This window comes from Pseudomonas arabinosi (assembly GCF_047758675.1).
GTDB lineage: Bacteria > Pseudomonadota > Gammaproteobacteria > Pseudomonadales > Pseudomonadaceae > Aquipseudomonas > Aquipseudomonas arabinosi.
In genome coordinates this window covers 3,624,907-3,637,867 of record NZ_CP180480.1, presented here as the reverse complement: position 1 = coordinate 3,637,867, position 12,961 = coordinate 3,624,907, and the positions used below count along the sequence as shown (strand labels likewise).

Sequence of the window (12,961 nt, the reverse complement as noted above, 5' to 3'; positions counted from 1 at the left end):
ATGTACTTGATCAATGGCCAATTGCGTGACGACATCTCCCTGGAAAGCGCCCTCGACCTCCTTCAGAAACATTTGCCTCGGCTGCTTTCTACGCCGATCGACAGCGATACCGTCATCGAGTCGGCGGCCCGTTTCGCCACGCAATTACAAAGTCGCAGTCTTGATCTGTCCCTCGAAGACGATCAACGCCAGGGGCTTATCGATTTCTGCCAGCCCGGTAACCTGAGCACAAAGCTGGAGCGCGAATTGGGCGTACACGCTCGTTCGCTGAGGCGTATCGACTACCAACAGCCGAGCTTCGAAAGTTGGCACCCTTTGGGGCTGGTGGTGCATGTCACACCGGGCAATGCGCCAATGCTCGCATTCTGCGCAGTCATCGAAGGCCTGCTGGCCGGCAACATCAACTGGCTACGCCCGAGCTCAAATGATGAGGGTTTTACCGCACAGTTGCTGGCCGCCCTTGTGCGCTGCGACATCAGCGGCAGGCTCGCTGAGTTCGTCGCGGTTTTACCGGTGAGCACCTCTCAAATACCCCGACTCTGCGCTCAAGCCGATGGCGTGTCAGCCTGGGGTGGGGAAAAGGCGCTTAAATCGATTCGACAGCAAATCCCGGCAGGATGCCGCTGGATCGACTGGGGGCACAGGATCAGCTTTGCCTATCTATCGCCCGACGCGGCGAGTCTTTCGACGATGGATGCGTTGGTTGATGAAGTCTGTCTTTTCGATCAGCAGGCGTGTTCCAGCCCGCAATGGGTGTTGGTGGACAGCAACGATCCGGCAGTCCTGAAGGATTTGGGGGAGCGTCTGGCCGAAGCCTTCAAGCGTCGCGCGGCCCATTGGCCAGCGCTGGTTCCCACAGACCCGGAAGCTTGCGAGATCACCACCCGCACGACCATGGCGCGGCTGGAACACTGTTTCACGAACCAGACCGGCCAGGTCTGGAACGGCCTCGGGTGGCGTGTGATCTGGGAGCACCATCAAACGCTCGCGCCGTCGCCGCTGTTTCGTACGATTGTGCTGAAGCCAGTACCCCGGCACCTGATCGCAGAGACACTGCTGCCCTGGCGCACGGTGTTGCAAAGCTGCGCGCTGATGTGCACCCCGGTCGAAACGCCCGAGCTCGTTCGAACACTGGTCAACGCCGGTGTTACCCGCATTGCGCCTTGCGCGTCGATACATGACGGCTACGCCGGTGAACCCCACGATGGTGTCTATGCACTGTCGCGCCTGAGTCGCCGTCTCTCGGTGAGTCTGGCCCCTGATGTTTCGACGGGCCGAGCAACGCTCGACCCGGTTCCACCACCCGCCGACACCGCCAATGATCCGATCATGGACAAAGACACCTTCACGGCCCAGCCGATTGACCCCGCGGCACAGTTGTATTTCCGCTCCGGAGGCAGCAGCGGGACCCCGGCCCTGACCGGTTTAAGCTATCGCGTTTATCAACGAGAGATGCGCGCCGCGGCTGATGGCATGTTCGCTGCCGGGCTGGATCCGTCACAAGACCGAGTCATGAATCTGTTCTACAGCGGCAACCTGTACGGCGGGTTCTTCAGTTTTTCCACAATCCTTGAACAGATGGGCGTTACGCATTTCCCCATGGGGGCGCCCCAGGAGGATGACTTCAGCGAAATCGCCCAATTGATCGTAGACCGGGGCATCACCGTGTTGATCGGCATGCCGAGTACCTTGCACCGACTGTTTTTCACCGAGCAGGCCCGACTTCGCACGTACGCGCGCATTGGCAAAGTGTTCCTCGGCGGAGAGCATCCGGGAGAGGCCAGTCGGCGCCTGATGGAAAGCTGTGGAGTCTCGACCATTCGCTCTGCACTCTATGGCTCCGTTGACGCCGGTCCCCTGGGGCATGCCTGCGCGGCAACAGCGGATGGCGTGTTTCACTTGATGAGCGACATCCAGCACCTGGAAATCGTACAGATCGAACAGGACGTACCGGTGCAGAACAATGAAATAGGTCGTCTGGTCTTTACTTCCCTCGCCCGGCAAGATCAAACCGTGCGTCGATATGAAATAGGCGATACCGGTCGCTGGATGCCCGGCACCTGCCCCTGCGGACTGGATTCACCGCGATTCGAGCTGCTGCAGCGGCACGGCAAGCTGGTGCGAATCGGCACGGAATTCATTTCGCCTTCCGCTCTGCAACAAAGTGTGGGTTTACCCATTCAAGTTCTTCTGGACCACACCGCCAACGGCGTCGAACGCATGCGAGTCCGAGCGGATGCTGATGCCGACCAAGTTTATAACCAACTAATGACACATATAGCCGTGGCGAATGCCGTGAGCGCCGCGTTGTTAATAGTGGAAATTGAAGTGTGTGTCGAACATGAGTTCACCCGAAACAAACACAGTGGCAAGACACCGCTGATCATCGATCAAAGACAATAAAAATCGACTGCTTATTCCGCGACCTTGTTTTTTTAACCAGATACCTGATAACAAACGAGAACCCAGTGAAATCACCGTACTCGCTTGAACAACTTGTGCCTTATATAAGGCAGTACTCCAAGTTCTACCGCACACACCTGAAACACTTACCACTGAACAGTATTGAATTAAAAGATTTACCACTGATCAACGTGACCGACTATTGGGCCGGCAGCAATGATCTGCAAAACTGGCCGGTCCTGACAGGCTTTGTCGATGATGCTCTGGTGTTTAAAACGGTGGGATCCACCAGCCAGGGCAAGCTCTCGGTTTATTCCCGCGACGAATGGCACGCCATGGTCAGTACGTTTGGTCAAAGTCTCGCGACTCAACTGAACCACGGTGACCGGGTCGCGAATCTATTTTTTTCCGGAGATCTTTACGCCAGTTTTCTGTTCACACATCACTCATTGGCGCATGTCGGGAAATCCATCTGCGAATTTCCGTTTACCGGCCAAGTCGAACTGGATGGACTGGCAGAGGCCATTGCCCGGCATCGAATCAATGTTCTGGCGGGGGTGCCGGCACAATTACTACGATTCGCCGCGTACCTGTCGCAGCAGCGGCAAGTGCTGAGCGGGGTCGAAACGCTGCTTTATGCAGGAGAAAGCCTGTTTGCCGGGCAACTGGCAATCTTCACCGACGTGTTTCCCAACGCTCGCATCGCTTCGATTGGCTATGCCAGCGTGGACGCCGGTCTCATCGGGGCTTCCGACCGCGGCTGTGCATTGGGCGAACATCGAGTGTTCGAACGCCATACCCTGTTGGAAATCATCGATGAACTCACCGGCGAAGTCATCGAGGAATGCGATCGCACCGGTAGGTTAGTGGTGACCAATCTGACTCGTCGGCTCATGCCACTGCTGCGTTATCCGGTGGGTGACAGTGCCTGCTGGCGTGAACCTTTCGCGACCCCGAGGCGTAAATTTGCTCTAAAGGGGCGAAGTGCCGACAGCCAGCGGATACGAGTCGGTGTGCTGTCACTGTTTCCCAGTGAAATAAGCGAGATCGTCCAGCGGATTGCCGACAGCGACCAATGGCAGCTACTTATCGAACATACCGGTTACAAGGACATTCTGAGTATGAAATGGGTACCCGAGCCCAACCAACAGAATATCGAACCCATGCTCCGGGCATTACAAGAAGCGCTGGTCATCCAATACCCCGGCATCGACGACCTGAGTCGCGATGGACTGCTCGAATTGCGGGTCCTGTCCTGCGCAGTCACAGACCTGAGCCTGCATCCCCGTTCCGGCAAACAACCGCGGATCCTGGACTTACGTGTGTATGACGCCCCCTCGCCGGAGCCTGAGTAATGAGCCAGTTGATTTTTCGGCGCTACCAGCCATCCGACGCACAGGCCGTGAGTCAGTTATTTCGCGAGATCTACGGCGATCATTACGGCAGGCCAGATATTTACTTACCGGCCATGATCAGTCAGCACAATACCGAGGGCCGCTGGCAATCCATCGTTGCGGTGGACGACAAGCGGGTGCTGGGGCACGCCGCGTTGTGCCTCGATGCGATTTCATTAACCGCTGAAATGGCGCTCATGGCGGTACATCCCGCCGCTCAGGGACAAAGTGTCGCAACGCTACTTGGCTCGCAACTCATCGAGCTTTCAGAATCCTTGAAACTCGAGAGCCTCTCGATCAAGCAAGTGTCTCACCATCCGTATACCCAACGCATGGCAGCAAAAATCGGTTTCCACAGCACGGGTTTGCTTCCCGACTACATCGCGTCGCCGCTCGCTGACCCGTTACGGGAAACCATGGTGCTGGGTTATCACATCAATGAAGGACACGCGCGCCCGCTCCCCAATATCCCGTGGCCCGACAGTTGCCGAGCGTTCATGCTGCACCTTTGTTCAGTGTTTGGCACTCACCAGGGCATGGCGCCTTGCCTCAATCTGCCCATGCAAATCGAACAACACCATGAACGGTTCGAAATGCTCATACAGCGCTTGAACAAACATCTCCTTGATCAAATTCGGCACCTGCCCCGGCACTGGCTGATCTCGGTCAAACTCGAACTGTCCTGGCACTTTGCCGAAGAGTTACGCAGTTTGTCGGCGCTTGGTTTCACCTTCACCGGGCTGATGGCCACGCAATACAGTAAAGGGTGGTTCGCGCTGTTTCATCGAGGGGCGCAGACTCGGCACCTCGATCTGCACTGCCCGCACATGCAAAAGTTGCATGACGACTTACAGCAAAACGGCAACACACACAGCAGTAACACTGCACAGGACAGAGCTTGTTCAGCCGCATGAGTCTTTTCGATAAAAGTCATTGCCCGGCTGCGCGCAAAGCTCCACCAGCCAGTCGACAAACACCCTCACCCGCCGGGACAACTGGCGGTGTGGCGGGTAGAGCGCCGTCAGCGGCATCCCCGGTGTCGGCACCGTCCTGAGGACCTCACACAAACGGCCTTCGCTCAACTGGCGGGCTACGTGGTAATACGGGGTCTGGACCAGACCATACCCCGCCTCACAAGCGGCCAGATAACCATCGGCGCTGTTGACCGAGACTTGCTTGGGCAAATCAATCAGCTGAACCTGATCATTGACCATGAATTCCAGCCCATAACGCTTGCCATTGCTGCTGGAGAAGTACTCCACCATCTGATGGCCTTCAAGGTCAGCCAGACACTGAGGCGTTCCGAATCGCTTCAAGTATTCGGGGCTGGCACACGTGACCTGGTCCAGCATGGCCAACGGCCGCGCCACCAGTGAATCGTCCAGTGACGCGCCGCCCCGCAGCACGCAATCGACGCCTTCGCGAATCAAGTCGACAGGCCGGTCATTCAAGCCGATTTCCAGCTCGATCAAGGGATATCGAGCTGTAAATTGCGGTAATGCCGGGATCACCATCAAGCGTCCCACGCCCGCCGGCATGTCCACGCGCAATAGCCCTTTGGGATTGTTGCGTGCAGCGCTGAACACCGCTTCGGTTTCCTCCAGGTCCGCCAGCAACCGTACGCAACGAGGGTAATAGGCCGCGCCGTCGAGCGTCAGGCTGATCTGCCGCGTCGTGCGTTGCAACAGCTGCACACCGAGATGCGCCTCCAGCTGCTTGATCAGAACGGTCACTGAGGCCCTGGGCAATTGCAGGCTATCCGCCGCCTTGGCAAAGCCGCCCAGTTCGACGATTCGAGTGAATACGCGCATGGCGTTAAAACGGTCCATTGCTTTGGATTACCGGCTGATTATTTAGAAATTACGAACAGTGATAGCAGTTTTAGCCGGTTTATCTTGTTTCTGTCGAGGCCAACAATGGACTCCACATTCATAGGGAGCTGATTTCATGCAAACACGTCAACTGGGCAAAAACGGTCCACAAGTGAGCGCGATTGGTCTGGGCTGCATGGGCATGACCGATTTCTACACGACTGGCGTCGACATCCACGAAGCCACGGCCACTCTGCACCGCGCACTGGAGTTGGGGATCAACCTGCTCGACACCGCCGACATGTACGGACCGCACACGAACGAAGAACTGATCGGCAAAGCCATCGTCGGCAAACGCGACCAGGTGTTTCTGGCCAGCAAATTCGGCATTGTTCGCGACCCGGCCAACCCGGTTGCGCGGGGCGTCAACGGCCGACCGGAGTACATTCACGCCGCTATCGACGGCACCCTCAAGCGCCTCGGTGTCGAGACCCTGGATTTGTACTACCAGCACCGCATCGATCCGCAGGTGGCCATCGAGGAAACAATCGGCGCCATGGCCGACCTGGTGAAAGCCGGCAAGGTTCGGTACCTGGGTTTGAGCGAGGCCTCGGTCGCAACGCTTGAGCGGGCACACAAGGTTCATCCGATCAGTGCACTGCAAAGTGAGTATTCGTTGTGGAGCCGTGATCAGGAGGAAAACGGTTGTCTGGCCGCGTGTCAGCGTCTGGGTGTCGCCTTCGTCCCCTACAGCCCTTTGGGCCGTGGCTTTCTCACCGGATCGCTGAAAAGCCCTGATAATTTCGCGGCAGATGACTACCGTCGCTTCAGCCCGCGTTTTCAAGGCGAGAACTTCGCCAAGAATCTGTTGTTGGTGCGGCAAGTGCAGGACCTGGCCGCAGAAAAAGGCGTGACCGCCGGCCAACTGGCGCTGGCATGGGTACTGGCTCAGGGTGATGACGTGATCCCGATTCCGGGAACCAAACAGCGTAAATACCTGGAAGAAAATGTGGCCGCGCTGAATGTGACGCTCAGCGGCGAAGACTTGCAAGCGCTGGAAGCGATATTCCCGGCCAATGCCACGGCCGGTTTACGTTACCCGGAAGAAGTCATGGAGTTACTTGACCGGTAACCGACACCTGGCCCATTCGACAAGTTGAGCGGGCCAGGGCAATCGGGCGTCACGCCTTGAACCTGACGCCTTGTCGGTCGGCACTGTCGTACTAAGTACACGGTGATTAGTTAGTTTGCATCTACTACGACACCTTTCATTGCGCACCGTCCATCACCTCGCGACGTTCTTGTACGATCGTACCTAAAGCTCGGCATCTCCAAGCCGATAGCCCTTGGAAGCGCCGATTTCATACCGATAATCACAACAAGAACGCTGCTCTAAGGACCGGTCCCATGCCCGCATTCCGTACCATTCAGGCTCGTTACACGCTGTTTCTGGTCCTGTTCATCCTGCTGTTGTTTGTGCTGACAGTGGCCGGCATCAGCCAATTGGTCGCACCGAAGCTGCGTCACACCGAAGAACAAGTGGCCCTCAACCGCATCGCCGAAGTCGCCGAGCAAATCCAGGGCGAACTGAACAAGGTTCAGTCCCAACAGCGCAGCATCACCCAGACCATTCCCCTGCTCGACAGCGCCGCCATCGACATCGTCCTGCCGGGCCTGGTCGACCAGTACGGCGAGCTGAAAGTCTTCGGCGGCGGGATCTGGCCGCTGCCAGGCCAACGTGAAGCCGGGCGCAACAAATTCAGCACATTCTGGCACCGGGATGCCTCGGGCAAACTGGCGGTTAACACCTTCTGGAACAGCGACGCCGCACCCAACTATTACGACCAGACCTGGTACAAGGGCGGCATGCAAACCCCGCGCGGCCAATGCGCGTGGGCGGCCGCCTATAAAGATGACGCCAGCGCCGAGCCACGCACCAACTGCGCTATGGCCATCCAGAAAAATGGCGCGGCCTACGGCGTGTCGACCATCGACGTGACCCTGGGCTTTTTCAATGAACTGGTGGCACGCAAGGAGAAAGACCTCGGCGCCGAAATGCTGATCGTCGAAGCCGACGGCAAGATCATCAGCAACAGCTCGCGCATCAGCGGGCCGATCGTGCTGAAGAACATCAGTGAGCTGGCCAGCAACTCGCCGTTCGCCACCCAGGTGAAGGCCGGCCTGCAAAACCGTGACCAGTCGCAGCGGGTCGAGTTCGACAACAACGGCGAAGCCAGCACCTTCTTCATGCGCCCGATCGAAGGCACGCCTTGGTTCCTCGCCACCGCCCTGCCGACCAAGCTGATCACCGCCCAGCGTGACGACGTGCTCAGCACGCTGAGCCTGCTGCAAATCCCGATGGTGATCCTGCTGGTGTTGCTACAGATCTATGCGATTCGCCAACTAGTCCAGCGCATGAAAACCCTGAAGGCCAATATCGATGCGCTGTCGGCCGGTGATGCCGACTTGACCAAACGCATTACCATTCGCGCCGAAGACGAACTGGGCGCCATTGGCCACTCGGTCAACGCCTTCATCGCCTACTTGCAGAGCATGATCGGCGAAGTCACCCAGGCCACCGGCGCCATGGCTTCCAGCCTGGAGAACCTGCAACGCACCTCCGCCCACACCAGCCAGATTCTGGTGCGTCACGCCTCGGAAACCGATCAGACCGTCACCGCCATCACCGAGATGAGTTCGACCGCCGAAAGCGTCGCGCAGAATGCCGCCGAAACCGCGGCCTTCACCCAACGCGCCAACGAAAACGCCGACCGTTCGCGGGTCGTGGTGGGCGAAGCGTCCAGCAGCGTGATTGCGCTGATCGACGAAGTGGCCAGCGCCACCCATAAAGTCGAAAGCATGCAACAGGATGCTCAACGCATCACCGAGATCCTGGGGGTGATCGGTGCCATTGCCGGGCAAACCAATCTGTTGGCCCTCAATGCGGCCATCGAAGCCGCCCGCGCCGGCGAGCAGGGCCGCGGTTTTGCGGTAGTCGCCGATGAAGTCCGCGCCCTCGCCGCCCGCACTCAGGCCAGTACGTCGCAAATCAATGAAATGCTGACGCGCCTGACTCAAGGTGTGAGTTCATCGGTAACCGCCATGGAAAACACCCAGACCAGCTGCCAGTCGGCCGCTGATGCCACGGCACGGGTCAACACCGGTCTGGATGAAATGGCCGGCAACGTCAGCCACATCAACAGCCTCAGCACCCAGATCGCCACGGCCGCCGAGCAGCAAAGCGCGGTGACCGAAGAGATCAACCGCAGCATGGTGCAAATCCGCCACATGGTCGACGAACTGGTGAAAAGCGGTCAGGCCAGCGAGCTCAATACCCGCCAACTGCTGGAAGCCAACAGTCGCGTGAGCGCGATCATGGGGCGGTTCAAGGTTCGTTAATTCTGCTCTACCCTGAGTGCCGTCCCCGGCACTCAGCGGCCAACCTGACAATCTTGTAATGTGCGCCTCATCTGACTGACAGCTTTGATCTACGATGATCAAGGCTGCCCAGCTTTGTATTACTTCGAAACACTCCTTGGATGCCTGGCCAAAAAAAATGGTCAGAATGCATTTTTTTGGCCGCAATTCGACACGAGATTCCCCATGCGAACCCACCTGCGTCTGGTCGCCCTGAGCGCCCTGTTCATTTCCTCCCTGGCCCAGGCCGCCGACCTGATCCCGATTGAAGTCCATCGCGATGCCAATTGCGGTTGCTGCAAAAAATGGATCAGCCATCTGGAAGCCAACGGCTTCAAAGTCGACGATCGCGTCGAAGCCAGCATGAGCGAATTCAAGCAACAGCACGGCGTGCCTCCGCGTCTGGCGTCGTGTCATACCGGCTTGATCAACGGCAAGTTCGTTGAAGGTCATGTCCCTGCCGATCAGGTGCTGGCCTTGAGCAAGCGCGACGATCTGTTGGGTGTTGCCGCCCCCGGCATGCCCATGGGTTCGCCGGGCATGGAAATGGACGGCATGAGCGATGCCTATCAAGTGATCGGTCTGAAAAAAGACGGCACTGACGTGGTGGTGGCGGACTACCCCGCCCATTGATGTTCGGTGCGTACATCGGGCTGTTCTTCGCCGCATTCGGCGCAGCCACCTTGCTGCCCTTGCAGTCCAAAGCGGTGTTGGTGGGGCTGTTGCTCAGCGGCAAGTATGGGCTCTGGTCGCTGCTCGCCGTGGCGACATTGGGCAATGTTCTGGGGTCACTGCTGAACTGGTGGCTGGGGCACGGTATCGAGCGGTTTCGTGATCGGCGCTGGTTTCCGGTCAGCCCGCGCCATCTGGAAAAAGCCCGAGTCCATTATCAGCGTTACGGTCATTGGTCATTGCTGCTGAGCTGGGTGCCTGTGATCGGTGATCCGCTGACCTTGGTGGCCGGCGTGATGCGCGAGCCGCTGGGGCGATTCCTGCTGATCGTGACACTCGCCAAAGGCGCCCGTTATGGTGTGCTGGCCGTGGCCACATTGGGCTGGATGGGTTGAACGATCATCCACGGCGATTGCCTGTGTTTAATGTCGCCCTAATCATGCCGATCCAGCATCGGCCGATTTCCAATGGAGTTCGCCCATGTCCCTCACCCGCTCCCGCTGGCTGCCCGGCCTGCTGCTGACCGCTGCATTACCTGTCATCGCCCACGCCGAAGGCCCGGAATATGGCCCGGAGCTGCAAGGCTTCGAGTACCCCTACACGGTCAAGCATTTCGCCTTCGAGTCCCAGGGCAAATCCCTGCAAATGGGTTACATGGATGTCGCCGCCCACGGCAAGGCCAATGGACGCAGCGTGGTGCTGATGCACGGCAAGAACTTCTGCGGTGCCACCTGGGACAGTTCGATCAAGGCCCTGAGTGAGGCCGGTTACCGGGTCATCGCCCCGGATCAGATCGGTTTCTGCACCTCCAGTAAACCCGACAACTATCAGTACAGTTTCCAGCAACTGGCGACCAACACCCAGCAACTGCTCAAAGCCCTCGGCATTCAGAAGGCCAGTCTCCTCGGGCATTCCACCGGCGGCATGCTCGCCACTCGCTATGCGCTGCAATACCCCGATCAAGTCGAACAACTGGCACTGGTCAATCCCATCGGCCTGGAAGACTGGAAAGCCCTCGGCGTACCGTATCGCACAGTTGATCAATGGTACGAACGCGAGCTGAAACTCACGGCCGACGGCATCCGCACCTATGAACGCAACACCTATTACGGCGGCCGCTGGAAGCCGGAATTCGATCGCTGGGTAGACATGCTCGCCGGGCTGAACAAAGGACCGGGGCACACGCAGGTGGCGTGGAATTCGGCGCTGATCTACGACATGATCTTCACCCAACCGGTGTACTACGAGTTCAAGGACCTGAAGATGCCGACCCTGCTGCTGATCGGTACATCCGACACTACCGCCATCGGCAGCGACATCGCACCGCCCGAGGTCAAGGCGAAACTCGGTCACTACGACGTGCTCGGCAAGCAGGTGGCGAAACTGATTCCCCAATCGACGCTGGTCGAATTCCTCGGCATGGGCCACGCGCCGCAGATGGAAGAACCGGCGCAATTCCACCTGGCCCTGCTCGCCTGGTTGAACAAAACCAACCCCGTTCATTGATGAGGTAAGGCTGATGGCAGTGCAGATTGCGGTGATTGATGACTGGCAGGACGTGGCCCGTGGCGTGGTGGACTGGTCGGTGCTGGACGACATCGGCGAAGTGAGCTTCCTCCATGACTACCCTGCCGACAACGAAACCCTGGCGGCACGGTTGGGCGAATTCGAGGTGATCTGCGTGATGCGCGAACGCACCCGGTTCGATGAGGACCTGCTGCGGCGCTTGCCGAAACTCAAGCTGCTGGCCACCGGTAGCATGCGCAACGCCGCCCTGGACCTGAAAGCCGCCACCGCGCTGGGTATCCAGGTCTGTGGCACCGACAGTTACAAGCACGCCGCGCCGGAACTGACCTGGGCGCTGATCATGGCGGCGACCCGCAACCTGGTGGTCGAAGCCAATGCCCTGCGCGCCGGTTTATGGCAGCAAAGCCTGGGTGGCGACCTGCACGGCAAGACCCTGGCGATCCTCGGTCTGGGCAGCATCGGCACTCGCGTTGCCCAGTTCGGTCAAGTATTCGGCATGCGGGTGATTGCCTGGAGCGAGAACCTGACCGCCGAACGCGCAGCCGAAGTCGGCGTGACCTACGTCAGCAAGCAGGAACTGTTCGAACAGGCCGATGTGCTGTCGGTCCATCTGGTGCTCAGCGATCGTAGCCGTGGCTTGGTCGACGCCCAGGCGCTGGACTGGATGAAGCCCTCGGCGCTGCTGGTCAACACGGCCCGTGGTCCGATTGTCGATGAGGCCGCGTTGATCAAGGCGTTGCAGAAACGGCGACTGGCCGGTGCTGCGCTGGATGTCTTCGAGCAGGAACCCTTGCCGCCTCATCATCCGTTCAGAACCCTGGACAATGTGCTGGCCACGCCCCACGTCGGGTATGTCAGCCAGCAGAACTACCACCAGTTTTTTTCGCAGATGATTGAGGACATTCAAGCCTGGTCTGCGGGAGAACCGATTCGGTTGTTGGGCTAACCGCCCTTCACCGCCACAAACGCCGCCGTCTCATAGGGCACCGTCACCACGTCTCTGCCACGCAGGTCAGGCTCCGCCGCAATCAGCGCCCTGATCTGCTCATCCACCTTCGCCCGCTCCTCCGCTGGTAATGCCGCCACAAAACTGGTGGAGCGCACGCGGTTGAAAATCACATCCTCGGGCGAACCTGTATGGCCATGGCTGAAGCGCTGTTCCTGCAGCGGTCCGAACGCCGGATGCGGAAACGCCTGCCGCCAGGTCCCGGTGTAATAGCGCGGCGTATCGCCCTCCAGCGCATTGACGATCGCATCCAGTTTCGGCACCCAGCTCACCCGGGAATCACGCTGATTCCACACCAGCCCCAGCTTGCCACCGGGTTTGAGTACACGGGCAATTTCGATCAGCGCTTCGGTGCTGGCAAACCAGTGAAAAGCCTGGGCGCAGATCACCACGTCCACCGACGCATCCGGCAGCGGCAGGTCCATGGCGGTGCCGCTGACGGCCAACACTTCGGGGAAGGCTTCGGACAATTTCTCGAGCATCTGCGCCACCGGCTCCACTGCAATCACTTGCGCGCCGGTCGCCACCAGCCGACCGGTGAACTTGCCAGTGCCGGCGCCCAGATCAACCACGGCTTTGTCCGCGTTCAATCCAAGAGTGCCCGTTAGCCAATCGGCCACTTGCGCCGGATAGTCCGGACGACCGCGAACGTAGGTATCAGCGCCGGTTTTATAGCCGGCAGCGGCCGAGTGATGGACCTGATCTTTCATGGCAGTGCTCCAGATCGACAA

The 12,961-nt window shown here is 58.9% G+C and carries 11 protein-coding genes; 9 read left to right on the top strand and 2 right to left on the bottom strand.

Annotation, left to right across the window (positions count from 1 at the left end):
* The 3 genes from ACMXYJ_RS17090 to ACMXYJ_RS17080 all read left to right on the top strand — a co-directional run bounded on the left by ACMXYJ_RS17090 (window position 1) and on the right by ACMXYJ_RS17080 (window position 4,711).
* Window positions 1–2,403, top strand: coding sequence for an acyl-CoA reductase (locus tag ACMXYJ_RS17090; RefSeq protein ID WP_415756108.1), 2,403 nt, complete (start codon window positions 1–3; stop codon window positions 2,401–2,403).
* Between the two features lie 65 nt (window positions 2,404–2,468).
* The gene (locus tag ACMXYJ_RS17085; protein WP_415756107.1) at window positions 2,469–3,758 is read left to right on the top strand and encodes a phenylacetate--CoA ligase family protein; all 1,290 of its coding nucleotides are present in this window, start codon (window positions 2,469–2,471) and stop codon (window positions 3,756–3,758) included.
* The gene (locus ACMXYJ_RS17080; RefSeq protein ID WP_415756106.1) at window positions 3,758–4,711 is read left to right on the top strand and encodes a GNAT family N-acetyltransferase; all 954 of its coding nucleotides are present in this window, start codon (window positions 3,758–3,760) and stop codon (window positions 4,709–4,711) included. Before ACMXYJ_RS17085 ends, ACMXYJ_RS17080 begins: the two co-directional genes overlap by 1 nt.
* Here the strand turns inward: ACMXYJ_RS17080 and ACMXYJ_RS17075 are convergent.
* The gene (locus ACMXYJ_RS17075) at window positions 4,700–5,626 is read right to left on the bottom strand and encodes a LysR family transcriptional regulator (protein ID WP_415756105.1); all 927 of its coding nucleotides are present in this window, start codon (window positions 5,624–5,626) and stop codon (window positions 4,700–4,702) included. The two genes, ACMXYJ_RS17080 and ACMXYJ_RS17075, sit on opposite strands and share 12 nt — an antisense overlap.
* Before the next feature lie 118 nt (window positions 5,627–5,744).
* Between ACMXYJ_RS17075 and ACMXYJ_RS17070 the strand changes: the two genes are divergently transcribed.
* The 6 genes from ACMXYJ_RS17070 (at window position 5,745) to ACMXYJ_RS17045 (ending at window position 12,170) form a co-directional block, all read left to right on the top strand.
* Complete coding sequence (locus tag ACMXYJ_RS17070) at window positions 5,745–6,740, top strand: aldo/keto reductase (protein ID WP_415756104.1); 996 nt, start codon at window positions 5,745–5,747, stop codon at window positions 6,738–6,740.
* A 275-nt stretch (window positions 6,741–7,015) separates the two neighbouring features.
* Entirely contained in the window at window positions 7,016–9,007 is a 1,992-nt protein-coding gene (locus tag ACMXYJ_RS17065) for a methyl-accepting chemotaxis protein (protein WP_415756103.1), read from the top strand.
* Window positions 9,008–9,211: 204 nt separating this feature from the next.
* Window positions 9,212–9,658, top strand: a complete 447-nt coding sequence (locus ACMXYJ_RS17060; RefSeq protein ID WP_415756102.1) for a DUF411 domain-containing protein — start codon at window positions 9,212–9,214, stop codon at window positions 9,656–9,658.
* On the top strand, window positions 9,658–10,092 hold the full coding sequence (locus ACMXYJ_RS17055) for a YqaA family protein (protein ID WP_415756101.1): 435 nt from the start codon (window positions 9,658–9,660) through the stop codon (window positions 10,090–10,092). Before ACMXYJ_RS17060 ends, ACMXYJ_RS17055 begins: the two co-directional genes overlap by 1 nt.
* Window positions 10,093–10,177: 85 nt before the next feature.
* On the top strand, window positions 10,178–11,203 hold the full coding sequence (locus tag ACMXYJ_RS17050; RefSeq protein WP_415756100.1) for an alpha/beta fold hydrolase: 1,026 nt from the start codon (window positions 10,178–10,180) through the stop codon (window positions 11,201–11,203).
* Window positions 11,204–11,216: 13 nt separating this feature from the next.
* Window positions 11,217–12,170, top strand: coding sequence for a D-2-hydroxyacid dehydrogenase family protein (locus ACMXYJ_RS17045; protein WP_415756099.1), 954 nt, complete (start codon window positions 11,217–11,219; stop codon window positions 12,168–12,170).
* Here ACMXYJ_RS17045 and ACMXYJ_RS17040 read toward each other — a convergent pair.
* Window positions 12,167–12,940: a class I SAM-dependent methyltransferase gene (locus tag ACMXYJ_RS17040; RefSeq protein WP_415756098.1), complete on the bottom strand. Its 774-nt coding sequence runs from the start codon at window positions 12,938–12,940 to the stop codon at window positions 12,167–12,169. The genes ACMXYJ_RS17045 and ACMXYJ_RS17040 overlap by 4 nt on opposite strands.
* Window positions 12,941–12,961: the final 21 nt, after the last annotated feature.